Annotated in this window: 20 protein-coding genes; 11 read left to right on the top strand and 9 right to left on the bottom strand. The window is 68.3% G+C overall.

What is annotated here, in order from left to right; genetic code table 11:
* Positions 1-12 precede the first annotated feature (12 nt).
* Positions 13-1,770: a ThuA domain-containing protein gene (locus ACTWQO_RS01220; protein ID WP_443235285.1), complete on the top strand. Its 1,758-nt coding sequence runs from the start codon at positions 13-15 to the stop codon at positions 1,768-1,770.
* 17 nt (positions 1,771-1,787) lie between these two features.
* Complete coding sequence (locus ACTWQO_RS01215; protein WP_443235284.1) at positions 1,788-3,287, top strand: glycoside hydrolase family 43 protein; 1,500 nt, start codon at positions 1,788-1,790, stop codon at positions 3,285-3,287.
* A gap of 39 nt (positions 3,288-3,326) precedes the next feature.
* Here the strand turns inward: ACTWQO_RS01215 and ACTWQO_RS01210 are convergent, their stop codons facing one another.
* Genes ACTWQO_RS01210 through ACTWQO_RS01200 form a run of 3 tightly spaced genes read right to left on the bottom strand, consistent with a single transcriptional unit; the run spans position 3,327 to position 7,055 of the window.
* Entirely contained in the window at positions 3,327-4,349 is a 1,023-nt protein-coding gene (locus ACTWQO_RS01210; protein ID WP_443235283.1) for a LacI family DNA-binding transcriptional regulator, read from the bottom strand.
* A gap of 52 nt (positions 4,350-4,401) precedes the next feature.
* Entirely contained in the window at positions 4,402-5,337 is a 936-nt protein-coding gene (locus ACTWQO_RS01205) for an ROK family protein (RefSeq protein WP_443235282.1), read from the bottom strand.
* On the bottom strand, positions 5,334-7,055 hold the full coding sequence (locus ACTWQO_RS01200) for a class I mannose-6-phosphate isomerase (protein WP_443235281.1): 1,722 nt from the start codon (positions 7,053-7,055) through the stop codon (positions 5,334-5,336). The genes ACTWQO_RS01205 and ACTWQO_RS01200 overlap by 4 nt, the downstream gene beginning before the upstream one ends.
* A 240-nt stretch (positions 7,056-7,295) precedes the next feature.
* On the opposite strand from ACTWQO_RS01200, the gene ACTWQO_RS01195 reads away from it, so the two are divergent.
* Genes ACTWQO_RS01195 through ACTWQO_RS01175 form a run of 5 tightly spaced genes read left to right on the top strand, consistent with a single transcriptional unit; the run spans position 7,296 to position 14,859 of the window.
* Entirely contained in the window at positions 7,296-8,609 is a 1,314-nt protein-coding gene (locus tag ACTWQO_RS01195) for an ABC transporter substrate-binding protein (protein WP_443235280.1), read from the top strand.
* A complete protein-coding gene (locus tag ACTWQO_RS01190) occupies positions 8,606-9,571 on the top strand; it encodes a carbohydrate ABC transporter permease (RefSeq protein WP_443235279.1) in 966 nt (321 codons plus the stop codon). Before ACTWQO_RS01195 ends, ACTWQO_RS01190 begins: the two co-directional genes overlap by 4 nt.
* Positions 9,572-9,574: 3 nt before the next feature.
* Positions 9,575-10,390 carry a carbohydrate ABC transporter permease gene (locus ACTWQO_RS01185; protein ID WP_443235278.1) on the top strand — a complete coding sequence of 272 codons (816 nt, stop codon included), beginning with the start codon at positions 9,575-9,577 and terminating at the stop codon, positions 10,388-10,390.
* 36 nt (positions 10,391-10,426) lie between these two features.
* Entirely contained in the window at positions 10,427-11,620 is a 1,194-nt protein-coding gene (locus ACTWQO_RS01180) for a glycoside hydrolase family 76 protein (protein WP_443235277.1), read from the top strand.
* A gap of 50 nt (positions 11,621-11,670) precedes the next feature.
* On the top strand, positions 11,671-14,859 hold the full coding sequence (locus ACTWQO_RS01175; protein WP_443235276.1) for a glycoside hydrolase family 38 N-terminal domain-containing protein: 3,189 nt from the start codon (positions 11,671-11,673) through the stop codon (positions 14,857-14,859).
* 1 nt (position 14,860) lies between these two features.
* Here ACTWQO_RS01175 and ACTWQO_RS01170 read toward each other — a convergent pair whose 3' ends face one another.
* On the bottom strand, positions 14,861-15,640 hold the full coding sequence (locus ACTWQO_RS01170; protein ID WP_443235275.1) for a DUF1963 domain-containing protein: 780 nt from the start codon (positions 15,638-15,640) through the stop codon (positions 14,861-14,863).
* 261 nt (positions 15,641-15,901) lie between these two features.
* Between ACTWQO_RS01170 and ACTWQO_RS01165 the strand changes: the two genes are divergently transcribed.
* Entirely contained in the window at positions 15,902-16,453 is a 552-nt protein-coding gene (locus tag ACTWQO_RS01165) for a DUF3455 domain-containing protein (RefSeq protein ID WP_443235274.1), read from the top strand.
* 67 nt (positions 16,454-16,520) lie between these two features.
* On the opposite strand, the gene ACTWQO_RS01160 is transcribed toward ACTWQO_RS01165, so the two are convergent.
* The 3 genes from ACTWQO_RS01160 to ACTWQO_RS01150 form a co-directional block, all read right to left on the bottom strand.
* Positions 16,521-17,549, bottom strand: coding sequence for a helix-turn-helix domain-containing protein (locus tag ACTWQO_RS01160; protein ID WP_443235273.1), 1,029 nt, complete (start codon positions 17,547-17,549; stop codon positions 16,521-16,523).
* Between the two features lie 213 nt (positions 17,550-17,762).
* Positions 17,763-18,314, bottom strand: a complete 552-nt coding sequence (locus ACTWQO_RS01155) for a GNAT family N-acetyltransferase (RefSeq protein ID WP_443235272.1) — start codon at positions 18,312-18,314, stop codon at positions 17,763-17,765.
* A gap of 114 nt (positions 18,315-18,428) precedes the next feature.
* Positions 18,429-19,388, bottom strand: coding sequence for a quinone oxidoreductase family protein (locus ACTWQO_RS01150; protein WP_443235271.1), 960 nt, complete (start codon positions 19,386-19,388; stop codon positions 18,429-18,431).
* A gap of 50 nt (positions 19,389-19,438) precedes the next feature.
* Between ACTWQO_RS01150 and ACTWQO_RS01145 the strand changes: the two genes are divergently transcribed.
* Positions 19,439-20,020: a TetR/AcrR family transcriptional regulator gene (locus ACTWQO_RS01145; protein WP_443235270.1), complete on the top strand. Its 582-nt coding sequence runs from the start codon at positions 19,439-19,441 to the stop codon at positions 20,018-20,020.
* A gap of 58 nt (positions 20,021-20,078) precedes the next feature.
* On the opposite strand, the gene ACTWQO_RS01140 is transcribed toward ACTWQO_RS01145, so the two are convergent.
* On the bottom strand, positions 20,079-21,284 hold the full coding sequence (locus tag ACTWQO_RS01140; protein ID WP_443235269.1) for a sensor histidine kinase: 1,206 nt from the start codon (positions 21,282-21,284) through the stop codon (positions 20,079-20,081).
* Positions 21,275-21,937, bottom strand: coding sequence for a response regulator transcription factor (locus ACTWQO_RS01135; protein WP_443235268.1), 663 nt, complete (start codon positions 21,935-21,937; stop codon positions 21,275-21,277). The genes ACTWQO_RS01140 and ACTWQO_RS01135 overlap by 10 nt, the downstream gene beginning before the upstream one ends.
* 148 nt (positions 21,938-22,085) lie before the next feature.
* Between ACTWQO_RS01135 and ACTWQO_RS01130 the strand changes: the two genes are divergently transcribed.
* Both ACTWQO_RS01130 and ACTWQO_RS01125 read left to right on the top strand, forming a co-directional pair.
* Positions 22,086-23,360: an ABC transporter permease gene (locus tag ACTWQO_RS01130; RefSeq protein WP_443235267.1), complete on the top strand. Its 1,275-nt coding sequence runs from the start codon at positions 22,086-22,088 to the stop codon at positions 23,358-23,360.
* Between the two features lie 106 nt (positions 23,361-23,466).
* The gene (locus ACTWQO_RS01125; protein WP_443235266.1) at positions 23,467-24,852 is read left to right on the top strand and encodes an ABC transporter permease; all 1,386 of its coding nucleotides are present in this window, start codon (positions 23,467-23,469) and stop codon (positions 24,850-24,852) included.

Genomic DNA, 24,852 nt, shown 5'->3' with positions numbered 1-24,852 from the left:
AGGCGACGCACGATGCGTACCCCGCTCAAAGCGCTCATCGGCCTGTTCACCGGCGCCGCGCTCTGCATGACCCCCCAGGTCGCAGCCCTGCCCGGCGCCACACCGGCCGCGCTCACCGCCCCGCGCGACGCGGCACCGGCGGCAGCCGACCCGGCGTACAGGATCCTCGTCTTCTCCCGGACGGCGGGCTTCCGCCACTCCTCGATCGACGAGGGCATCACGGCACTGCGCGACCTCGGCGCGGCGAACAACTTCACCGTCGACGCGACCGAGGACCCGCAGACCTTCACCACGGCCAACCTGGCCCAGTACCGGGCCGTCGTCTTCCTGTCGACCACGGGCGACGTACTCGGCAACGCCCAGCAGACGGCCTTCGAGCAGTACCTCGGCTCGGGCGGCGGGTACGTCGGCATCCACGCCGCAGCCGACACCGAGTACGACTGGCCCTTCTACGAGGGACTGGCCGGCGCCTACTTCCAGTCCCACCCCGCCATCCAGCCCGCCACCGTCAAGGTCGAGGACCGGGCGCACGACGCCACCGCGCACCTGGGCCGCACCTGGCAGCGCACCGACGAGTGGTACAACTACCGCACCAACCCCCGCACCACGGCCCACGTACTGGCCTCACTGGACGAGTCCAGCTACTCCGGCGGCACCATGTCCGGCGACCACCCGATCGCCTGGTGCAAGGACTACGCCGGTGGCCGGGCCTTCTACACCGGCGGCGGCCACACCGAGGAGTCCTACGCCGACCCGGCCTTCCGACGGCACCTGCTCGGCGGCGTCCGCTGGGCCGCCGGCACCACCCAGGCCGACTGCCGCCCGGAGACCGGCTACACGTCCCTGTTCGACGGCACCGGCACGACCGGCTGGAAGCAGGCCGGGCCCGGCGGCTTCACCCTGGCCGACGGCACCCTCACCTCGCAGGGCGGCCTTGGCATGCTCTGGTACAACGCCCGGGAGTTCACCGGCGACTACTCCCTCAAGCTGGACTGGAAGGCGAGCGGCGACGACAACTCCGGTGTCCTCGTGGGCTTTCCGGCATCCGACGACCCGTGGTCGGCGGTGAACAACGGCTACGAGATCCAGATCGACGCCACCGACACCACGGACCGCACGACCGGAGCCGTGTACGGGTTCCAGTCCGCCGACATCCCCGCCCGGGACGCCGCGCTGAACCCACCAGGCGAGTGGAACACCTACGAGATCCGAGTCACCGGGGAGCGACTGGAGATCTTCCTGAACGGCCGGAAGATCAACGACTTCACCAACACCGACCCGGCGCGCAGCCTGAAGCAGGGCCACATCGGCCTCCAGAACCACGGCGACGGCGATGAGGTGGCCTTCCGCAACGTCCGCATCAAGCAGGCCGGGACCTCGCCCGGCCCGCGTTCCGGTGAGGTGCGGGGCGTCAACGGCAAGTGCCTGGACATCGACAACGCGGGCACCGCCGACGGCACCAAAATCCAGCTCTACACCTGCAACACCAGCGCCGCACAGCGCTGGACCGTCGCCGACGACGGCACCCTCAAGGCACTCGGCAAGTGCCTGGACATCGACAACGCAGGCACCGCCGACGGCACCAAAATCCAGCTGTACACCTGCAACAACTCCGGCGCGCAGAAGTGGGCAGCCCAAGCCGACGGCACCGTCCGCAACCCCCAGTCCGGCAAATGCCTCGACGCCTCCGGCGACACCTGGAACGACGGAACCCTGGTCCACCTCTGGACCTGCCACACCGGCCCCAACCAGAAGTGGACCCTGCCGTGACAAGGAGGCGACGCACGATGCGTACCCCGCTCAAAGCCCTCATCGGCCTGTTCACCGGCGCCACGCTCTGCATGACTCCCCAGGTCGCGGCCCTGCCCGGCGCCGTAGCGGTGCCCGAGTACTCCACCGCCGAGGCCGGCAACCCCTTCGTCGACGGCTGGTACGCGGACCCCGACATCCAGATCTACGACGGCAAGTACTGGGTCTTTCCCACGGCGTCGAAGCCCTACGCCGAGCAGACCTACCTCGACGCGTTCTCCTCGACCGACCTTGTCCACTGGACCAAGCACAGCAACGTCCTGACGACCGAGAACGTCTCCTGGGCCAAGTACGCGGTGTGGGCGCCGGCGCCGGTCCAACGCGGCGGCAAGTACTACCTGTACTTCGCCGCGAACGACATCCAGAACAACTCCGACCTCGGCGGCATCGGCGTGGCCGTCGCCGACCGCCCCGAAGGGCCCTACAAGGACGCCCTCGGCAAGCCACTGATCTCGCAGTTCCACAACGGGGCCCAGCCGATCGACCAGGACGTGTTCATCGACGACGACGGCCAGGCGTACATGTACTACGGAGGCTGGCACCACTCCAACGTCGTCAAGCTCAACCCGGACATGACCAGCCTGGGCACCTTCGAGGACGGATCGACCTACAAGGAGATCACGCCGGAGAACTACACCGAGGGCTCCTACATGTTCAAACGGAACGGCAAGTACTACCTGATGTGGTCGGAGGGCGGCTGGACCGGCCCCGACTACTCGGTGTCGTACGCCATGTCCGACTCGCCGACGGGGCCCTTCCGGAGGATCGACAAGGTGCTCGCCCAGGATCCGGCGGTCGCCAAGGGCTCGGGCCACAACTCCGTCGTCAACGTGCCGGGTACCGACATCTGGTACATCTTCTACCACCGCCGCCCGCTCAGCGAGAGCGACGGCAACCACCGTCAACTGGCCTACGACCGCATGTACTTCAACCCCGACGGCACGATCCGGCGCATCGCGATGCAGGTGAAGGACAACTTCGCCGACGGCAACGCGCTGGGCTGGAAGACGTACGGCGGGACCTGGTCGGTCGGCGACGGGCGGTACCGCGTGGGCCGCAGCCTGGGCGGCAAGTCCCTCCTCGACACCAATTTCGCGGACTTCACGTACGACGCCGACGTCACGGTGGCCTCGGGGCGCGGGGACGCCGGGCTTACGTTCCGGGTGAGCAGGCCCTCGGTCGGCTTGGACAGCTACTCGGGCTATTACGCGGGCATCAGCCCGAGCGGCAAGGTGCTCCTGGGCCGGGCGAACGACTCCTGGACCGAACTGGGCACCGCCCGGACATCCGTCGCACCGGGCTCGACACACCGGATCCGGGTCACCGCCGCCGGCTCGTCGATCAAGGTGTACGTCGACGACATGACGAAGCCCAAGATCTCCGTCACCGACGACACCTACCGCAGCGGTGCGAACGGCGTCCGGGTCTTCGACTCCGCCGCCTCCTTCGACAACGTGGCCATAGGGCCGGCCCGGTGACACTGGACGGGGCGTGGAGGTGGGGGTCGGGAAAACGCGTCAGTTGCCCGCCGTGGGAGCCTGTGGGCCGTAGCGAATGACGCGGGTCGGGACAGTGATGCGGCGGGAGGCGGGCGGTTCGCCATCCCGGTGGCTCAGGCGGTCGATCAGCAGGCGTGCGGCCTGCCGGCCGATCTCGTCGGCGTCGTACGAGACGAGTGTCAGTGGGAGGCCGAGGACGTCGGAGAGCTCGAAATCGTCGAAGCCTGCCAGGGGAAGTGTGATCCCAGCTTTGTAGAGGGCTCGGATCGCGCCTTGGCTGATGCGGTTGTTCGTGCAGAACAGCGCGGTAGGGCCCGCGGGCCGGCTGAGGATTTCCAGCGCCGCTCGCTCGGCCGTCGCGGCGTCGACGAGACCTTGGCAGATGAGGGCGTTGTCGGGCTCGACGCCGGCCTCCTCGTGGGCTGCCCAGAACCCACGCAGCCGTTCAGCCCCCGTATACAGAGCCGGCGGGTTGCCGAGGAAGGCGATGCGGGTGTGCCCTTCGGCAAGCAGGCACGCGGTGGCCTCGCGGGCACCGTGAAAGTCCTCGACCAGCACGCAGTCGGTGTCGAGGCCGGCCGGCGGCCGTGCGGCGAGGACGACGGGGACATGACGCATGGCGCCGGCCAAGTGCTGCTGCCGGCTTCCGGCGGGGACGACGATCAACCCTTCGACCTGGTGATCGATGAGGCCGTCGATCAGGCCGGGCTCCCGCTCCACTTGTTCGGCGGTGTTGCTGAGCATCATCCGCAAGCCGTGTTCGGTGGCGACTTCCTGGACGCCGAGCGCGAGACGCGAGTAGAAGGGGTTGGCGAGGTTGGTGACGACAAGACCGATCATCCCGGTGCCGCCGAGCCGCAGGCTGCGCGCGGTCTCGTTGCGGCGGTAGCCGAGCCGGTCCACCGCGGCGAAGACGCGTTCGCGCGTGGCTTCGGACACGCCGGGGTCATTCTTGAGTACCCGGGAGACGGTCATGGCACTGACCTGCGCGAGTCTCCCGACGTCATGCATGGTCGGCCCGCCACCTCGGCGACCAGTCATGCTCCTTCACCTTCCTCTGCCTGCGAAGGCGTCCCAGACCTGGGGTCGGCCCTCATGGAGCACTCTGTGTGCCCTGTGCCCAGTGGGCGGCCCCGATCAGCGGCGCCTCCGCGGGCTGCCTGGCCGCCAGGACGCGCGGAGCGGGCTCGGCGGCCTGAGCCAGCCCGGTCGAGAGCGCAGGGTGAATCAGGTCCCACGACTGGGCCATAGACCCGCCGATGACCACCGCAGTGGCCTGGAAACGGGCGATCCACGGGGCCAGGGCCTGACCCAGGGCGTCGAAAGCGTAGCGGAAGGCCTCCGAAGCCGCGGTATCGCCCTGCCTGGCCAGCGCGGCAATCTCGTGGACGTCCGGGAGGACGCGATCGTCCGGGAGGGACGCGAGGCGGGCGTAGTGCGCGCGGATGGCACGGCGCGAGACCAGATCCTCCAGCGGGACGTGCTGCACGGTCAGACGGTGCACATGTCCGCCGGGAGGCACCTGAGGGCCGTCGTGCACGGGTAGGCCCTTGCGCAGGAACGAGGAGCCCACGCCCGTCCCCAGGGTCAGGCACACCGCACGCTCGTGCCCAGCGGCGGCGCCGGCGCGGTATTCGCCGAGGGCGAAGGCGTCGGCGTCGTTGAGGAAGCACAGTCGCTCAGCCCGGTGGACCAGCCGCTGACGCAGACCGGCCCCGACATCGACGCCGGACAGTGACTCGAACTTCCCGATACCCGTGAACCGGCCTATCCCATTGTCGTAGTCGAAGGGGCCCGGCATGGCCACGCCCCAGCACAGCCGGTGCCCCGGAGGCAGTTCCAGGGCGGCCAGGGCGATGGCGTCGAGGATGCCGGCGGCCGGGGCGTGCGAGCCCAAGGGCCTGCGGATCACTGAGGAAGAGATGGGGCGGTTGGCCGCAGGGTCGACGAGGGCAGCGGTGACGTGCGTTCCGCCGATGTCGAGAACGGGGATCGGCGCATGGGCCCGCTCGGCGACGGCACTGGTCACGGCTCAACCACCAGAGCCTTCACGAGGTGCACCTCGGCGTCGCCCACCGAACGGATGCGGTAGGAGCCCACCGCGGCGGGCACGGTGATGGTCTCCGCGAAGGCCAGGAAGTGGGTGCGTCCGTCACTGGTCTCGATGACGGCGCCCTGGCCCGAGGCGAGGTTGAGGATGTGGAAGCGGCCGGCTGTGTCGTCGACGATGCCGTAGGCCGGGGCTACGACCAGGCGGTGCACTGCGTAGAACATCTCTGGCAGGGCGCCGATGACTTCCTCACGCCAGCCCTCGCCCGCGCGCAGCGTACGAGGCTGCTGGATCAGGTCTTTCGTCACGTCCTCCCCTCGCCGGGCGGTGTCCAGATTGGCGAATCCGTGTTCGTAGGGCAAGGGCCGGGATGCACCGGTGGCGTCCTTGCGGAGCCAGTCGTAGAAGCGCAGGGAGTACAGATACGGCGTCGCGCTCACCTCCAGCACCAGATTGCCCGCGCCGGAGGCGTGCGGGGTGCCGGCGGGGATCATGAACAGCTGGCCCACCGTGGCCGGATGGGTCTGGATGTGGTCCTCGACGGGCAGCGGGGTGCCGTGGGTGATGGCGTCCTCCACCTGGCGGCGCATGGCGTCGACGTCCGCATGGTCGGTGAGACCGAGCAGCACCTGGGCGCCCGCCTCGCTGTCCGTGACGTAGTAGGTCTCGTGCTGGGTGTACGGCCAGCCGAACACCTCCCGCATGTACTGCTCCCGCGGATGGCAGTGCAGGGACAGGTTGCCGCCCTGCATCGTGTCGAGGTAGTCGAACCTGATCGGGAAGGAGGTGCCGAACCGGCGGTGCACCTCCTGGCCGAGCAGGTCCGTCGGGTGCAGGACGCACAGCAGTTGGAAGGGGACCTCGACCTGCGCCCCGCCCTCTTCGCCGACAAGGACTCCCGCCTCGGGAGCGATCAGCTCGTAGCCGAGAGCGGTGTTGCCTGCCTGCGGGGTGAAGCCCAGTTCACTTGCCGCCCACTGGCCTCCCCACGGGGTGGAGTTGAAGTACGGGCGGGTGCGCACCGGCCCGCGGGCCAAGTGAGCCAGGGTGCTGCGCAGCGCGGTGCCGTCCAGCGAGGTGGGCGATGCCGGGTCCTGCATGTCGATCCACCGCTCGATCCGGCCGGCGTACGCGTCGCGGTGCCGGTCCAGGACGGGCCAGTCGGTGTAGAACAGCCGCACCAGATCACCAGGTTCGCCGAAGCGGCCCAGGTTGACGCCTACCGGCAGATGCCCGTGTGCCACGGCGGCCTCGGCGTACCGTTTCGGCAGGTCCGCGTACCACAGCACGTCCGACCCGAACAGCGCCGCGCCCGGCCCGAACACCACCAACACGCCGTCGTTCAGGGGCCTTTCAGCCTGCGGAATGGAGTCGAACAGGTCGGCGACCTGCGCCTGGGACAGCGGGGTGAAGAACGGGTCGTCGGCAGGGACGGGGCGTGCGGTGATCCGCTCGGCAGCTGACGGCGCACAGTGGCTGCGCACGTCCAGCAACTCCACCTCACGGCCCGCGGAGCGCAGGGCCGTCGTCAAGCCGTCGGCCAGCGCACCCCAGTCCAGCGCTGAAGGACCGTCCACCGTCAGAACGAGCGGGCCGGGCGGCAGTGTGGCGACGGCAGCCGGCCAGCCTGCGGTCACCTGCCCGTCGACAGGGGCGTAGCTGGGGTGGGGGTCGTACGCACGAGAGGCGGAATGCACTTCTTCTCCTCGCTAGGCTCCGTCATCTCAGTTAACGATAACAGTGCGCGACGAGAACGATCCACTCTTTCTCCCGGGTCGCTTCTTCATCCAAGTCGCGCTCTACCTGCTGTTATTTCCAGGAAGCGCCACGGCAGCAACATCACATGGTGACGAACCCTTGCTACCGCTGGAATGTTGTCGTTAACTTCCAGGGTCAGATCCGGCCATGCCAGGTGGCCCGTTCGGTGAAGGTGATCAATGACAGCATCGGGTACGCCCCGCCGCGCAGCCGCGCCGCTCGCTCGGCGTCGCTTCCTCGCCGGGATGACCGCAGGTGCGGTCACCCTCGCCGTACAGGGCTGCGCTCGCGGGGCAAGCACTTCCCCGCAGCCAGGGACGACGAGCATCGCCAACGACAACGCCACTTGGGACGAGGGGTATCGCTCGGCCGGGCGCGAACTGGAGAAGATCACCGGGTATGCGTTGCGGCCGCTGTCGAATCCCTCGGTGACCTCGTATCAGCAGGTCGTGCAGATGACCCTGCAGACCTCGAAGGCCACCGACATGGTCAAGTGGGCCTCGGGCTATCAGCTCAAACGTCTGGCCCGCGCGGGCGGACTCACAGACCTGTCGGGCGTCTGGGCGCAGTACGCGGCCAGGGGGTGGGTGCGCGACGCGACCCGGGAGACGATGTCGTACGACGGGAAGGTCTACGGCGTCCCGCTGTACGAGTCGTACTACGTGCTGTTCTACAGCAAGCCCGTGTTCCAGAAGCTGGGGCTGTCCGCCCCGTCCAGCTGGGCTGAACTGCTGCACTGCGCCGAGGTTCTCAAGCGGAACAAGATCACGCCGTTCCTGGCCAGCCAGGTCGGGGGCTGGCCCGCGATCGAGTGGTTCCAGGAGCTGGTCACCAAGGTCGACCCGCGTTTCTACCAGAAGCTGGTGGCGGGCGAGGCCTCCTATCTCGACGACGCGGCGCGCCAAGCGATGGACATCTGGCACGACTTCATGCGCAAGGGCTGGATGACATCGCCCGACTTCGACCAGGCCCGCGGCCCCGGCGCGCTGAAGGCCGGCACGGTGGGCATGTTCCTGCACGGCACATGGCAGGCGCAGGGAATGAGCGCCGTCGGCATGAAACCGGGCGTCGACTACGGCGCCTTCATTCTTCCCACGGTGCGGCCCTCCGCCCCCAAGAGTGTGATCACCGAGTCGGGTGTCTTCGCGGTGCCCGCCCGCGCTTCGTCGCTCGCCCCGGCCATGAAGAACGTCGGAGCCTGGCTCGACCCGTCGGTCCAGCGGGTGTGGAGCGATTTTCTGCAGGACAGCTCCGCCAACCCGACGGTGCGTTCGAGCAACCCGGTCGTGGCGGAGCTGCAGCGGGACATCGCCCGGGAGCGCCGGCTCCCGCTGATCAGGTACTGGGAAGCCAGCCCCCCGAGCCTCATCCAGGGCAACTCCAACGACCTGGGCGGCTTCATGGCCGGGCAGACCTCCCCGGCCACCACGCTGCGCCGGATGCAGGAGCGCGCACAAGACGAATGGGCCGCCTGGAGGCGTGACGAAGCATGAGCACTTTCTCGACCGACCAACGCACTGCCGCCACCGGCGGCGGACTCCCCATAACGCCCTCACCCGGCAGTGCACCGCCTTCGGCCACGACGCACACGTGGCGCAAGAGGCGTGAGCGCCTGACGGCCGGGACGTTCATGGCTCCGGCCGTACTCCTGGTCACCGCCTTCCTGCTCGCCCCGTTCGTCTGGACCGTCTACCGAAGCTTCTTCAGCGACACCCGGACCTCGTCCCTCAGCTGGTTCGACAACTACTCACTGTTCGCTTCCGACCCGGCGTTGTCCCGCTCCATCCAGAACACTCTGATGTGGGTGGTGGGCACAGTCCTGCTCCCCTTCGCGCTGGGACTTGCCATCGCCTGCATGACCAACGCCACCCGCTGGTCGCGTCTGGCCCGGCTGTGCGTCGTGCTTCCCTATGCGCTCTCGGGTTCCGCGGTGGCAGTGGTCTGGAACTTCATGCTCACGACCGACGGCGCCGTCAACCAGGTGCTGACCTCGCTGAATCTGGACTCACTCGCCCAGGGATGGCTGCTGACCTGGCCGGGCAACACCGTCGTGATGATCCTCGCCAACGCCTGGCAGGCCACCGGCGTGGCAGTCATCCTCTTCCTGGTCGGCCTGCAGTCCATCCCGCCGGAGACCGTGGAGGCCGGCGCCCTGGACGGCGCGGGGAGCTGGCAGCAGTTCCGCCACATCGTGCTGCCTCAGCTCCGGCCTGTCTCGATCATCGTGATCGGCATGAGTCTCGTCAACGGCCTCAAGTCGTTCGACCTGATCTGGGTGCTCACCCAAGGGGGCCCCGGCCGTGCCACGGAGACCCTTGCGGTGTCCATGTACAACGAGACCTTCCTGGAACTGCGGCCTGGTGCGGGAGCGGCGATCGCAGTCGTTCTCACCGTGATCGTGCTGGCGGCTTCCTGGCTCTATCTGCGCCGTCAGCTCGACGTGAAAGGCGAATAACCCATGTCTCTGGGCCGAGTTCTGCGCAATGGCACCGTCGTGGTGCTCGCCGTGCTGTGGCTGGTTCCGACCTGGCTCCTGGTGGTCAACGCGCTGGTTCCAGCCGAGAGTTACTCGGGCAGTCCGCACTGGCTGCCGGAGAGTTTCGGACTGTTCGACAACATGTCCCAGGCCTGGGACAAGGCCCAACTCGGCCCGGCGCTCGGCAACAGTCTGCTGTACGCCGTTGTCAGCGCGCTGGCCGCTGTCGGGGTGGCTACGTGCGCCGCCTTCGCCACCATCATCATGCCCGTGAAGCGGCAGGTGCTGTGGTTCTGGGTGATCTACTCAGGCACGCTGCTGCCTCTGCAGGTCTTCATCCGGCCGCTGTTCCTCTCCTACGCGGAGACTTCCCTCTACGACACCCAGACCGGGCTCGTTCTGATCTACACGGCCATCGCGATTCCCTTCGCGTTCTTCGTCATGCGCAACTACGCCCTCACGCTGCCGCGGGAAGTCGTGGAAGCCGCGCGCGTGGACGGTGCTTCCTGGTGGCGGCTGTTCTGGCAGATCCACGTCCCGCTGAGCAAATCCGCCATGATCGCCGTGTTCGTGTTCCAGTTCGTGGCCGTCTGGAACGACCTGATGTTCGGCATCACGCTCACCACGAGCCGCAACATCCGGCCCATCATGGCCGCGCTCGCCGATCTCCAGGGCAACTACTCCAACGTCGGGCCCCCGGTCGTGCTGGCCGGCGCCCTCCTCGTCTCCCTGCCGACCCTGGTGCTGTTCTTCTCCGCCCAGCGCTTCTTCATCAGCAGCCTCAAGATCCACCGCTGACCCCCGCACGCTTCCTTCCAGCCACGAAGGGCAACCATGCTGAGATCGCTGCTCCGCCGTGCCACCGTGACCGCCGCCTGCGCAGGCCTGCTGTGGAGTGCCGTCCCCGCGCACGCCCAGCCCACTCCTCCCACACGCCCTCGCCCCGTGTCCTCCGCCGTGTGGGCCGACCGTGCCACCAACGCCTACGACGCCCTGCAGACCCACCTGTACGAGGGCGCCGACAACCACGGCCTGTACCTGGAACGCACGCCCCGGCAGCCCACGGACCGGGAGCACTCCTACCTGTGGCCGCTGCGCGAGGCTGCCGCAGCAACCGTGGACATGCAGCGCCTCCCGGGCACCGGCCCGGCCTACCGCCCGGACGCGGCCGAGCGCTTCGACACCGTTGAGCTCTACTTCGCGCCCGGCGCCCGACCGGGCTACCAGTCCTACCTGCCGGCCCCGCTGGGAACGGGCGGTGACGTGTACTACGACGACAACGCCGTGGTCGCGCTGAGCCAACTCGACCAGTACGAGAGCACCGGCGACCCCAAGTTCCTGAACCGGGCCGAGCAGGTCGTGCCCATCGTCGCCCGCGCCTGGGACGGCGACCCCGCCAAGCCCTGCCCCGGCGGCATGGACTGGTTCGACTCCCCCAACAACAACGTCCGCGCCACCAATGTCACGGCCCTGTCCGCCCAGCTCGCCGCCAGGCTCTACGAGCACACCCGCAAGCGCGCCTACCTCGACAAGGCCGAGCAGTGGTACGGCTGGGTGTACTCGTGCATGCGGAAGGAACCGGGCCTGTACGCCAACGACCGCGGCGACGACGGCAGCACGAACCCGACCCTGTGGACCTACAACTCAGGCTCCATGATCGGCACGGCTACCGCCCTCTACCGCGGCACCGGCAACGCCGACTACCTGAACAAGGCCGTCGAGGACGCCCGCGGCTCCCTGGCGTACTGGACCCAGGGCAGCCGCCTGCACGATCAGCCGGCCATCTTCAACGCCTTCTACTTCAAGGACCTGCTCGCCCTGGACGCCGTACGCCCCAACCCCGCCTACCGGCAGGCCATGAGCACCTACGCGGACAGCACGTACGCCACCAACCGGAACGCCGCGACCGGGCTGTTCCACTTCCAGCCGTCGGGCGGCGGGGACTACGACCCCAGGATTCCGGCCGAAACCCTCGAACAGTCCGCCATGATCCAGATCTTCGCCACTCTGGCCCGCACCAGACGCTGAGACCAGCATCCGCAGTCGGCTGACCGACCCAAAAAGGACACCAACGCACCATGCCCAAGGCACCATTGACCCGGCCCTCCTGGTGGGACTCCGACATCGCGCGCGACATCCTGCGTGACCGCGTGGTCACCACCAGCGCCGGCATCGGCGACGTGCAGGTGCAGCTGTCGGGCGAGCCCTTGCTGCGTCGCGACGGCAAGGGTGGACTGCTCCAGTCCATCCGACTGCGCCTGCGCCGCCGCGGCGCGGACTCGCACGACGCTCTGCCGCGCATCACCCGGGCCCGGGTCACCACGAGCGGGGGCACTGCGGTCACCTGCGAAATCCTCCCCGGTCCCGGCTCCGACACCCGCATCCTGGTGCCGGAAGTGGACGCACCGACACCCTTGTTGATCGAGCTGCCCGACCTGGAAGAAGGCACCCGGTTCGACTTCGAGGCGCGCCCGCAGCGTCACTGGACGCTCCACCTGGTGCAGCACTCCCACCTCGACATCGGCTACACCGACCCCCAGGGGCGGGTGATGGCCGAGCACCGCGCCTACCTCGACTCGCTGCTCGAGCTGTGCCACGACACCGACGACTGGCCGGAACCCGCCCGGTTCCGGTGGGCCGTTGAGGGCTTCCACTCCTTCCAGGACTGGCAGTCCAACCGCCCTCGCCGCCAGGTCGACCGGTTCCTCGACCGGGTGCGCGAAGGCCGCATCGAACTCACGGCGATGCCGTTCAACCTCCATACGGAGACCTGCTCCACCGACGAACTGCACGAACTCATGCGCCCCGTGCTGGAATTGCGCGACCGGCACGGCATCGACATCCGCACAGCCATGCAGACCGACGTGCCCGGCCAAGTGGTCGGCCTGCCCGACGTCCTGGCGGGCAACGGCATCCGCTACCTCTCCGTGGCGCACAACTGGGCCGGGCGCGCCGTACCGCACCTCGTCGGCGGGGAACACCTGCCACGGCTCTTCCGCTGGCAGGCACCCAGCGGCAACAGCATCCTGGTCTGGCGCACGGACACACCGCACGGACTGGCGTACATGGAGGGCTCGATTCTGGGTTTCGACGAGTCCTACGACCACGTCGACGACCTCCTGCCCGCCTACCTCAGCGCGCTGGCCGAGTTCCCCTACCCGCACGAAGGCCGCGGGATCCCGGGCTTCCCCATTCTCGATCACGGCGTCACATCCGACCCGTATCCCTGGGACGTGCTGCACCTGCGTGTGCTGGGCAAGTTCGCGGACAACGGCCCGCCCCGGCGGATCATCTCCGACACTGTGCGCCGTTGGAACGAGCAGTGGGCGTTCCCGCAGCTGCGGGCCTCCCGGAACCAGGACTTCTTCGAGGACGCCGAAAAACGTGTCGGGGACCGGCTGGAGACCTACCAGGGCGACTGGAGCGACTGGTGGGTCGACGGGGTCGGTGCGGGGGCCGTCCCGCTCGCAGCCACGCGCCGCGGCCAGGCAGCCCTCACCGAAGCGCAGACCGTGGCTGGTTACGCTCAGTTGATGGGCGTGCCCGGCAGCCCGGTCATCACCGAGACCGCGCCGGCCGTCTACCGTTCGGCCTCCCTGTTCAACGAACACACCTGGGGCGCCGGCGACCCCTGGACCCACGGCGATCACGGACACGGCTCCGGCGAAAAGCAGTGGCACTGGAAGTACTCCCAGGCCCTGCGCGCCCACGACGACGCGGAGACCCTGCTGGACTCCGCCGCCGCGCTGCTCGGCGAAGCCTTCGCACCCCCCGCAGGCGCTCTGGCTTCCTACTACATCGTGAACACCTGCAGCTGGCCCCGTACGGAGACGGCACGGCTGTTCCTGCCCGAGAGCACCGTGGCCCTGAGCGAGGCAGTGCAGGTTCTCGATGCCCGCACCGGCACGTCCTTGCCCTTTACGGAGGAAGCCCAGAGCAACGACCGCCACCGGGCAGCCGGCCGGTTCCTGCATGTGCCCCTCACTGACGTGCCGGCCTGCGGAGCCGTACGCCTGGACATCCTCCCCGGTGCCACTTCCTCCACGGAAAACGGTGACAGCACCGACCTGCCTGCGGATCCGACCGTCCTGGAGAACCATCACCTACGCGTCACTGTTGATCTGAGCCAGGCCTGCATCGGCTCCATCCTCGACAAGCACACCGGGCGCGAACTCGTCCGGCAGGACGCCGTCATCGGCTTCAACGGCTACGTGTACGACGAGTACGCCACTGCCGGGGCGTTCAATCACCAGTCCAGCAAGACCGTCGCCGACGACTCGATGCACCTGCTCGCCTCGCGCCACACGGCACCACCCGCAGCACTCGTCGAACGTCGCGTCGACGCCACCGGCCACACGCTCGTCTATGAATGCGCCCCGGCCGGCACGCGCCGACTCCGCGTGACGGTGCGCCTCCCCCACGACGCGGCTCGCATCGACATAGAGAACCGCATCGACAAAACCGCGACGCTGACCAAGGAGAGTGCGTTCTTCGCCTTCCCCTTCGCCCTGGAAGATCCCGCCATACGCATGGAAGCGACAGGCGGCGTCACGGGTACCGGACTTGCGACCGTGCCAGGGTCCGCCACCCACATGCGAGCCGTCCGGCGCTGGATCAGTCTGAGCGACGGCCGCCACCACGCCGCGCTGGCCACAGCCGACGCGCCCCTCGTCCAGCTCGGCGGGATCGCGATGCCTTACGTGCCCTATCCGCAGTCGTTGCCGCAAGAGGAACCGGCCACCGTTTTCTCCTGGGTGCACAACAACATCTGGGACACGAATTTCCCCGCTCAGCAGGCCTTTGATCACGCCTTTCGCTACAGCGTCGGCTTCGCCGCCGCCGAGGGGACTTCCAGTGCCGCACACACCTCCGGCGGGCTCGGCGAGCAACTGGCCATGCGCACCGCGGCCGTCACGAGCCACCCGCTCGTAGCGGTCCGCGCCCGCGCCGAGGCTCAGCCGAAGCCACCGGCGCAGACGCAGTTCCTGACCGTGGAGGATCCCCGCGTACGTCTCGTGGGCCTGACCGTCCCGAGCGAAGGAAGCCTCATGATCCGCCTGCAGTCCATCGCCGATGTCCCGGTCACCTGCCGTCTGAGCACCCCGTTCCCCTTGACCCAGGCTTTCCGCACGAACTACCTCGGCCTGGTTCCCAGCGAACTCGACCCGGAACCGGATGGCGTCATCTCGGTCGATGTGCCGGCATTCGGAACGGCAGCAGTCACCCTCCAGTTGCGCCAAGACGAAGCTGACGCGCCCGCCCCCTGAGTCAGGTCTGCTGCTCGTACTGGAGGTTGGCATACCGTTGGGCGGCGATGTCCTCCCGGGTGCCCACGATCAGGTTCATAGTGGGGACATCGTCGTCAATCGCCTGCCCGGCTATTTGTGCGAGGAGCACGAGGTCGTCCTCGTCCGGTGCCATGTCCCAAGGGTCGGAGAACCCGCCAATCTGAACGCAGATCAGATGCCGGGTTCCGCCGGAGGCCTTATCCAGGACGGCGTCCGCGAAACGGTCCAGTACTTCCTTCTGTCCGTCGCTGTCCGCAAATGAGCTGGTCTCCGGGGCTTCTCGCCAGTCGGGGTCGAGGGTCAGTCCGGTCACGGGATACAGCGTGCGTGGTTCATAGACTTTCACCTGCCAGTCCTCACCGTCGAGTTCATACGCCGCGGCTCGCTCCGTGGTCTGTACTCCGGCGGGGACATGGAATACCGCGGACCCCTCCGGCGGGTACTCGATCTCGGTGAAGAACAACAAGTGTCCACCGGCGGGCAGTTCGATGTCCAAAACATTGCGGGGCAGGGCCGCGCAGTCGATGGTCAGCACGAGAGGCTTTCTCCTCTCGGGCCAGCCCACCCCGTTCGGCAATGAGGGAAGCCCGCCCGTGCGGGCGGCCGGCCGAGCGTTCTCCCGCTGGGCGGGGGGTAGTTCCTCGTGCAGCACCAGATAGAGACACGGGCGGGAGTGCCCCATCATCTCCTGTGCGACAGCGCCGGGGACGCCGTACTCGTTTGCCATCTCGTGAACGAGCCGTTCGTCGATCGAAGTCATGCCCGGGATCCTGCCACGGGCCACTGACAAGCGTGCCGGAGCGCATCAACTGTGAACGCACGCATATCAAGTGGCATCACTGAAGTATGTGCATCCTGGCCCGATAACTGGTTGAGTCGATATGCAGTTCTTGACACGGCATCGTGAGAAAAGGCCCAAAAACGCAATGAACGTGACGACGCGTCAAAATCCTCGTGGTAGCCACGAAGACGCGTCCATACCCGCGAAACACAGTCAGAAAATGTTCTGGAGACACACCTGATGAAGCTCGCCAAGCGTCTCATTCTCACCACCACGGCTCTAGCCGCCGTAACCGCCGGCACGCTCTTGAGTGCGACGGTCGGCCAGGCCACACCCTCGCAGCCCGCCCGCACCGGCGTCGAGATTCCCGCCGCCCTGAAAGTCCCCGACGGCAACCGCCTCTCCGGCGTTTTCTCCGCCGAAGGCGTCCAGACCTACACGTGCACCGACGGCGCCTGGAAGCTGCTGGAGCCCGCCGCCACCCTCTCGGCCAAGAACGACCGCTCCCAGCGCCCGGTTGCCCTCCACTCTCGCGGCCCCGTTTGGGTGTCCACGGTGGACGGCAGCGCCGTCACCGCCGCCGCCGTCGCCACCTCCCCCAAGACCGGCACCATCCCCGAACTCCTCCTGAAGTCCACCGCCACCCGCGGCACCGGGGCCTTCGCCGACGTCTCCTACATCCAGCGCCTCAATACCCGCGGCGGCGTCGCCCCCACCACCGCCTGCACCGGTACCGACCAGGTCAGCGTCCCCTACTCCGCCACCTACACCTTCTACAAGCCCGCCAACTGACGCAGCAGGCAGCACGGCTGTGGCCCCTGGACCATCTTGAGGGGCCACAGCAGCCGTGCAGTGCCGATCACCGTCGCATTGTCGGGCGGGTAGGTCCAGAGACCAATGGTCCGTGTCCTTTGGGGACGACCGAGCGAGCGTACTCGGTGGGCGTTTGGCCGTAGTGTTTCTTGAAGGTGCGGATGAAGTGGCTGCTGTCGGCGAACTGCCAGTGGGCGGCCAGCTCCGAGACGCTCCACCGGCCGGATGACGCGGTGAGGGCGAGCCGGGCTTCTTCCAGCCGCCGGTGGCGGATGTAGGCGGTCACCGACTCCCCCACCGTGGCGAATGCCCGCTGCAGGGTGCGTACCGAGACGTTCAGCTCGCGCGCCAGCATCGTCGGGGACAACTCGGGATCGGCGAGATGGCTGTCGACGAGGTCCTTCGCGGCCCGGGAGAGTGCGGGAGCCAGCTGTGGTTCCACGTCGTCGAAGCGACGCACCGCCACCGCCTTCGCCAGTTCGATCAGGGCGCTGTGGGCTGCGTGCACACCGGCCGGGCCAAGCTCGGTCGTTGTCGCGTGGATCATGTTCGTGTGGGCCGTCAGCAGGCGCACTTCGGCCGAGTCCGCCGGCCCGGTGATGATCCGGTTGCCGAGCAGGGGTCTGAGCATCGCGGAGGGCAGGAAAAGGAATTGGGCCGTGGTGTGCGGTGCCGTCTCGAAGGGATACTGGCGCTCGAAGTGCCGGAGGAGGAACTGTCCGGCCGATACGGTGTGCTCGCCGCGATCGTGCGGGCGGCCCAACGTCCATGCACCGCGCCGCACCACGTACATCCGCACCAGATCCTCAACGCCGCCTGGAGTGTCCGTGGTCCGGGTGGCCGACGCGCCGTGGAGATTACCGATCGCCGCGTCGTGCACCCTGGCGACGCGTCCCTTGAGCCGGAAGTCGGCGATCGTGGCCGGGTTGAAGGTCGGCACCATGAAGACATCGCCGATCTGCGTCTGCCATCCACGACGGAAGGCGTCGAATCCTCGCGGTGCGGCACCTGGGACCGTGGAATCCATGACGAACGCCCCGCGCGATCCGTCGGTCTCCGATCCAGTGCTGTCCATCTCCGGTCGATCCACCTCGTGTTCGCTGTTCCGACACCTTCTCCGGCGCACATGTTCTGTGCGGACGCCGCTGTGGTTCAAGCGCCTGCCGTGCCGGCCTTCCTAGGCTACGGCGGGCAGGCGCAAGCTCCTGCGGTTCTGGGCTCGGTGATACGAAAGACGAGACACTCGTGAAGCAACGGACAGTGCGGAACCGGGCACCGTCGAGCAGATCTAGGCGTACAGATACTTGTGATAGATCACGAAGTCGCAAGGGGTGGCCAGGCTGGGAGCCAGCTCCGGGTACGACTCCTCGATCGAACCTGTGCGGACCACCCGGTAGCCGATGCGTCCGTACCAGTCGGCCAGGAACTCCTTGGCAGGGTGCGACCAGGTGCGCGGAACGAGCAACTCCAGCTGCATGACGTCGAGTCCGGCTTCCCGACCGTACTGTTCGGCGAACCGCACCAGTTCTCGGCCGATTCCTGTGCCACGCCGCTTGGGCGCAGCAGCCAGCATGCCGAACTCACAGACATTGGCGGCGAGTTGTTGGATCCGGACGCAGCCGACGACCTCCTCGCGCAGCCGCGCCACGGTGATCTCCTCCGCTTGGGTGAGCGACGCGACCTCCTGGCGGCTGGTCCGCGTTGTGCCAGGGGCCCACAAGCCTTCCTCGGCCACTTCGTAGACCTCGTTGATCAGCGCGGTCACCGCTGACATGAGATCGAAGTCTTCGGCGTGGGCCGGAGAGAGAGTTTCGATGCGGAGTGTCTCGTCGTCGGTCACCGATGTGCCTTTCATGATCGGGCTTCTCAACGTCCACTGACGAGTCAACCAGCGGTCGGCCGGGAGGCACATGCTCCCGTGATACTCGTCCATACGCATGCGTGCGCCGGCAGTTCAGCCTGGGATCAGCAGGAGTTTCCCGGTGGTCGTGCGCGACTCGATGTCCGCGTGGGCCTTCGCGGCCTCGGCCAGCGGGTAGCGGCCGCCGATCCGGACGATCAGCTCGCCCTTCTCGACGAGCGCGTACAACTCGGCCGTGCGCGCCTTGAGTTCCTCGGGTGTGCGGATGTAGTCCTCGGTCACGCCGTAGGTGAGGCGGGTGCTGCGGGGGATGTCGTTCATCGCGATGGTCGGCACGTCACCGATCAGCGGCCCGTAGAACACCATCGTGCCGTGTGTGCGAAGCACCTGGAGCGATGCGGCGAACGTGGTCGCGCCCGCACCGTCGAACACCACGTGCACGCCCTCCCCGTCGGTCAGGTCGCGCACCGGCTCGACGAACGCGTCACCGGAGGAGACCAGGACGTGATCGGCACCCGCGTCGGTGGCATACCTGGCCTTCTCCGGTCGCGACACCAGACCGATCACGGTGCCGCCGCGGGCCTTGATGACCTGAGTGAGCATCACGCCGACCCCGCCGGCGGCCGCGTGCACGAGTGCGATGTCCCCCGGTCGCACCGGGTGTGACACGGTCGCGAAGTGCTGCGCGGTCAGGCCCTGCAAGAGCACGGCTGCGGCCGTCTCGTCGTCGACGGCGTCGGGCACCGCGACGACACCGCTCGCCGGGACCACGATCTGCTCGGCGTAGCTGCCGTGGCTGTTGATCGTCAACCACGCGACACGGTCACCCGGGGCGAACCCGTGCACGCCCTCGCCCGTCTCCGCCACCACGCCGACGCCTTCCGCGCCCGGCACCTCGGCCAGGGCCTGTCTGCGGATGGCGGTGTCGAAGAAGTTCACACCCGCCACGCGCACGTCCACCAGAACTTCCCCCGGGCCCGGACGAGGTGCCGACCGCTCACGCAGCCGCAGCACTTCCGGTCCCCCTGCTTCACTGACAACTATCGCTTTCATGCGGCCGAAGGTAGGCACCAGAAAATGTACCTGCAAGTACACTTTGGGCGGTGACCACGAGGAAAGGCGCCGCCACCCGCCTGCGCATCGTCGAAGCCGCCGCAGCCGAAATCCGGGAACGCGGCACGAACGCCACCACGCTTGACGACGTGGGCCGGCGCAGCGGCACCGGCAAGGGGCAGATGTTCTATTACTTCCCCGAAGGCCGGGAACAACTTCTGCTCGCGGTCGCCGAACATGAAGCCGAGCGTGTCTTCGACGACCAGCAGCCCTACCTGAGCGAACTCACCTCGCGCGCGGCCTGGGAGGCGTGGCGCGACCTCATCGTCGAGCAGTACCGCGACCAAGGGCTGCACTGCCCGCTCGGGGTGCTGATCGCCGACGTGGGCCGGTACAGCCCGGCCGCGCAGGCCGTCACGGCGCAGCTGGTGCGACGGTGGCAAGAGTGCGTCCGCGCCGGCATCGAGGCCACACAAACAGCCGGCGAAGCCAACCCGACGCTCGACCCCGACCGCACCGCCGCAGCTGTGATCGCCGCCGTCCAAGGCGGCGTCACCGTCCTGCTCTCCACCGGCTCCGCAGAGCACCTCGAGGCCGGGCTGAACCTCTGCCTCGACCACCTGTTGTCGTAGACGCACGATCAACGGTGGCTGGACGATCACCTCCCGCTCGCCCACGTTCAAGCGGTGCTCAGGGGAAGCGCAAGGTGAGGGCGAGCCCGCCCTCGGCGCCCGGGTGCGCAGTGAGCGTGGCGTGGTGGGCCTCGGCGATGGAAGCGGCGATGGACAGTCCCAGGCCGTGACCGGTAGCGGCGGTGCGGTCCCCGTCGAGGCGCCGAAAGGGCTCGAACAGTTCGGGGATCCGTTCGGCGGGCACGTGGGGGCCTGTGTTGGTCACCGTCACGGCGCGGGCATCGAGACGTCCGCGGACGTGGCCGCCGGGGTGGTTGTACTGGATGGCGTTACGCATCAGGTTCGTCAGCAGGTGGCGCAGCAGGACAGGGTCACCGGGGACAGCCAGCGGGGTGTCGGCGTCGAGGTCGACGTGTACGCCGTTCTCGGCTGCCTGCGGGGCGAGTTCGGCGGTCACGAGCCGGGCGGTGGCTGCGAGGTCGACACTTTCCGTCGCTTCCAGGCCGCGGTCGCTGCGGGCCAGCAGAAGCAGGGCGTTGATCAGCTGTTCGGCCTCGCGGTTGGCGGTGAGCAGGTCCTCGCGAACGCCGACGAGGCCGTCGGGCAGGGGATCGGCGAGGCCGACCTGGAGGCTGGTGCGCTGGACCGCGAGGGGAGTCTTGAGTTCGTGGGAGGCGTTGGCGACGAAGCGGCGTTGACTCTCGAAGGACTTCTCGAGCCGGTCGAGCATGGTGTCGAAGGTGTCGGCGAGGCGGTGGAGTTCGTCGTCGGGGCCGGTGAGCGCGAGGCGCTGGTGCAGGTTCTGTTCGCTGATGCGGCGGGCGGCTTCGGTCATGGAGGCGACGGGACGCAGGGCCCGTCCGGCCAGCCACCAGCCGAGCAGTCCGGCAAGGAACGCCGTGATCAGGAGTCCGACGGCGGACCAGAGCACCATCTGGCGCAGCGCGGTGTCCTGGACGGCCTGCACGGTCTGGTCGACCTTCTGGATCATGGCGACGTCGCTCAGGGCCGCGGGTGCGTGATCCGGGCGAGTGGGGTACGCGGGCTCGAAGGGCGTCGCAGGACCACTCGGCGCATCGCCGTGCGGCGCATCGCCATAGCTGACCGCCATCCCCTCGACCTGCTGATCCGTTCCGTAGCGCGCGAGCAGCACCACGAAAGCCAGCAGGGCGATGCCGGCGAGCAGGAAGAGCCCGCAGAACGCGGCGGCCAGGCGGGCGCGGAAGGGCAGCCTGCTCAGCAGTGCCCGCGGACTCAGTCGCACAGCCGGTATCCCTCTCCCTTGTCGGCGACGATCAGGCCGGGGTCGCCGAGTTTGCCGCGCAGCCGACTGACCGCGGCGCGGACCGCGCTGGTACGCGGGTCGAGGTGCTCGTCCCAGACGGTGCGGACGAGCTCGTCGTGCGGCACCGGCGCTCCACCGGCGCTCAGAAGCAGGCGCAGGACCGCGAACTCCTTCACGGTCAGCTCCAGCGGGCGGCCGTCCACGGACACCTCGCGCCGCGTCTCATCCAGGGTGATGCGCCCGAAGCGCAGCACGGCGGGGGGCGGCTTCGGCGCGCGGCGGCTCAGCGCCCGTACGCGGGCGACGAGTTCGGCGAAGTCGAAGGGCTTGGCGAGGTAGTCGTCCGCGCCGAGCGTCGTGAGGCCGTAGATCTTGTCCGTGAGCTCGCCGGCCGCGGTCAGCATCAGAATCCGCGGCGGGTCGGCGAGTTCACGCAGCCGCCTGCACACCTCGTCACCGCTCATGACCGGGAGGTCGCGGTCGAGGAGCAACACGTCGTAGGCGGTGAGCAGGCACATCCGCTCGGCCTCCGCCCCGGTGGCGGCGATGTCGACCGCCATCGCCAGCCGGCGAAGGCCAGTGGCGATGGTGCGGGCGAGAACGCGGTGATCCTCGGCTACCAGGACTCTCATGTCCACATGAAACCAAGGTCATGGTTCAGCCGGATAAGGACGCGGAGCGGTGTGCTCCAAGCCTGTCGGCGCTGTACGGGCCGGACCGGCCTTATGCCGCCGTAACACCCTTATCCCGCTGCAAACAGCAGGCTGCTTCTGTCTGGGCATGAACTTCGTCAAGCGCGCCGGGATGAGCCTGGGTGCCAGAAGATCCAGGACCGCCGCCTTGCTGGCGATCTTCGTCGTCATCTGCACCCTGCTCCTCGCCGGCTTCCTGCTGCAGGCCGCCGCCGCCCGCCAGGAGGCCGACGCGCAGCGCGCCATCGGCGTCGACGTCACCGTCAAGCAGAAGGGCCTCACCCCGGCCCTCGCCGACCGGCTCGGCGCCTCGGACCTGGTGCACCGCTACAACCCGGAGCTTCGGGTACGGGCCGGGGCGCGCGGCTTCACACCACTGGCGTCGAATGCGCCGAGGCCGGGCGGCACCGGATCCGAGGAGAAGGAACAGGGCCCGCTGGCCGTGAACGGCGTCCGTGACTCGGGCATGCTGCTGCCCTTTTCGTACGGCTCGACGAAGATCACGGCGGGCCGCGGCATCACCCCCGAGGACGCGGACCGCGACGTCGCCATGATCGAGCAGCGCCTGGCCGACGAGAACCACCTCAAGGTCGGCGACACTCTGCAGGTGCGGTCGTCGGACGGCAAGCGCACGGTACCGCTGACGGTCCTCGGCATCTTCCAGGACCCGATGCAGGATCCGACGAACTGGATACCTCCGCACGAACTGCCCGGCAACGCGCTGTACGTACCGGTGAGCACGGCCCAGAAAGTCGGAACCGGCAGCGAGACGGTCAGCGAGGCGGTGTTCAAGATCGGTTCGCCGGGCCAGGCCAAGCAGCTGCACGCCGAGACCGAGCGACTCCTCGGCAAGGGCAGGTTCGACTTCCGTGTCAACGACAAGGCGTACCGGGACCAGGTCCGCCCCATCCAGCGGGTCGGCACGTTCGCGGGACTGATCGTCTGGGTGATCGCCCTGGCCGGAGCGCTGATCCTCGGCCTCATCGTGACACTGCAGATCCGCGAGCGGCGCGCTGAGCTCGGGGTGCTGCTCTCGATGGGCGAGAAGAAGTGGAAGCTCATCGGCCAGCACGCCGTGGAAGTGGCGGCCGTGGCCCTGCCCGCCGTCGCGATCGCCGCTCTGGCCGGCTCGCTCGCCGGACAGTCCGCGGGTGACGCGCTCCTCGGCGGCCAGAGCGGCAAGCCGGTCGCGTCGGCCGGTGCGCCGGATGCCGAGATCGCTCCGCCCATGGTGCGCGTCGAACCCTCCACCGTCGGCAAGGTGGCCGGCATCGGGCTCGGGATCTCCCTGGTCGCCACGGTCATCCCGGGCATCGGGATCCTCCGTCTGCACCCCCGCTCCATCCTCGCCGACACCGAGTAGCCGGCCACCGACACCGCATGGACCAGCCGGCATCGCCGCATGGACCAGCCGCCAACAGCGCACACCCACCTCCCCACCTGCACGCACCGAGAGAGCCGAGATACCCATGAACTTCGTCAAACGCGCAGGGTTCAGCCTGTGGGCCCGCAAGGGCCGCACCCTGATCACCCTCGCCACCTTCCTCGTCATCTCCGTGATGGTGCTGGCCGGTGTCCTGATCAACGACGCGACGGCCCGGGCCGAGCAGGACGCCAAGCGCTCCGTGGGCGCCGAGGTCAACCTCGAGATGGATATGGGCCAGTTGGGAGGTGCCGGTGGCGGCGGCCTGCAGGCCCCGCGCATCGACGCCGCGGCCATCGACAAGCTCGGGGCTCTGCCCCAGGTGCAGAAGTACACCTACTCGATGTGGGACCGCGCCATCCTCAAGGGCAAGTACAAGCTGGTCGAGGGCGGCCCGGCCGACCCCATGGGCCCGGGCGGCACCGCGAGCATCGGCCTGCTCGACTCCTCGCTGCTGCCCGACTTCCGCAGCGGCAAGTTCAAGCTCCTGTCCGGTGAGCACCTCACGGCCGCCGACAAGGACAAGAAGCAACTGCTGATCGAGGAGCGGCTGGCCAGGAAGAACGGTCTCAAGGTCGGCGACAGGATCCCACTGACCGGCAACGACGAGAAGACCACGGCCGACTTCACCGTTGGCGGCATCTACCGCGACCCGCGACCCAGCACCGAACCCGACGCCGAGTACGGCGTCAGCCCGGCCAACATGGTGTACGGAACGGTGGGCGGCCTCTCCGCACTCGCGCCCGAAGGGAACGGGCCGCTGCAGGTCGGCAAGGCGACGTTCCTCCTCCAGGACGCCGATGTGCAGGGCGCGTTCAAGGACGAGGCGAAGCGGATCGCCGGCTCGGCGCTCGATGGCTTCAAGCTGGACGCCAACGACAAGGCCGTCCAGCAGATGACGGGCCCGCTCAAGAGCATCCGCTCCACGGCCACCGTCGCCATGTGGCTGATGGCCGTCGCCGGCGCGGCCGTCCTGGCCCTCCTGGTCAACCTCGCCGTCAAGCAACGTCGCAAGGAGTACGGCGTCCTGTTGGCCATGGGCGAGAAGAAGAGCAAGCTCATCGCCCAACAGGCCCTGGAGATCGTCGTGGTGGCCGTCATCGCCATCGGGGTGAGTTCCCTGTTCGCCCCGAGCCTGACCCAGAGCGCCGGCCAGTCCCTGCTCGGCGACGAAGCCTCCGCCGCCAAGCGGAAGCTCGACTCGTGGCAGCCCCCGGGCCCCGGCAGCACCGGGCTCGGCGAGGGCATCGACATGGACGACCAGCCGGTCGAGAACGCCGATCCCATCGACAAGATCACCGTGGCGCTCGACCCGGCGGATCTCGTCACCGTAGGCGCCATAGGCCTCGGCATCGGCCTCCTGGCCACCGCCATCCCGGCCGGCGCCGTGCTGCGCCTCAGCCCCCGCACCATCCTCACGAAGGGCAAGTGA

This window comes from Streptomyces sp. 4N124, from assembly GCF_052245395.1.
Lineage (GTDB): Bacteria > Actinomycetota > Actinomycetes > Streptomycetales > Streptomycetaceae > Streptomyces.
The sequence above is the reverse complement of the archived record's forward strand: the minus strand, read 5'-3'. Positions and strand labels throughout refer to the sequence as shown.

Bases quoted from the DNA above. Each gene is read 5' to 3' on its own strand.
- ACTWQO_RS01220 (WP_443235285.1), top strand. From the start codon at position 13: ATGCGTACCCCGCTCAAAGCGCTCATCGGCCTGTTCACCGGCGCCGCG.
- ACTWQO_RS01215 (WP_443235284.1), top strand. From the start codon at position 1,788: ATGCGTACCCCGCTCAAAGCCCTCATCGGCCTGTTCACCGGCGCCACG.
- ACTWQO_RS01210 (WP_443235283.1), bottom strand. From the start codon at position 4,349: ATGACTGGTCGCCGAGGTGGCGGGCCGACCATGCATGACGTCGGGAGA.
- ACTWQO_RS01195 (WP_443235280.1), top strand. From the start codon at position 7,296: ATGACAGCATCGGGTACGCCCCGCCGCGCAGCCGCGCCGCTCGCTCGG.
- ACTWQO_RS01190 (WP_443235279.1), top strand. From the start codon at position 8,606: ATGAGCACTTTCTCGACCGACCAACGCACTGCCGCCACCGGCGGCGGA.
- ACTWQO_RS01185 (WP_443235278.1), top strand. From the start codon at position 9,575: ATGTCTCTGGGCCGAGTTCTGCGCAATGGCACCGTCGTGGTGCTCGCC.
- ACTWQO_RS01180 (WP_443235277.1), top strand. From the start codon at position 10,427: ATGCTGAGATCGCTGCTCCGCCGTGCCACCGTGACCGCCGCCTGCGCA.
- ACTWQO_RS01175 (WP_443235276.1), top strand. From the start codon at position 11,671: ATGCCCAAGGCACCATTGACCCGGCCCTCCTGGTGGGACTCCGACATC.
- ACTWQO_RS01170 (WP_443235275.1), bottom strand. From the start codon at position 15,640: ATGACTTCGATCGACGAACGGCTCGTTCACGAGATGGCAAACGAGTAC.
- ACTWQO_RS01165 (WP_443235274.1), top strand. From the start codon at position 15,902: ATGAAGCTCGCCAAGCGTCTCATTCTCACCACCACGGCTCTAGCCGCC.
- ACTWQO_RS01160 (WP_443235273.1), bottom strand. From the start codon at position 17,549: ATGGACAGCACTGGATCGGAGACCGACGGATCGCGCGGGGCGTTCGTC.
- ACTWQO_RS01150 (WP_443235271.1), bottom strand. From the start codon at position 19,388: ATGAAAGCGATAGTTGTCAGTGAAGCAGGGGGACCGGAAGTGCTGCGG.
- ACTWQO_RS01135 (WP_443235268.1), bottom strand. From the start codon at position 21,937: ATGAGAGTCCTGGTAGCCGAGGATCACCGCGTTCTCGCCCGCACCATC.
- ACTWQO_RS01130 (WP_443235267.1), top strand. From the start codon at position 22,086: ATGAACTTCGTCAAGCGCGCCGGGATGAGCCTGGGTGCCAGAAGATCC.
- ACTWQO_RS01125 (WP_443235266.1), top strand. From the start codon at position 23,467: ATGAACTTCGTCAAACGCGCAGGGTTCAGCCTGTGGGCCCGCAAGGGC.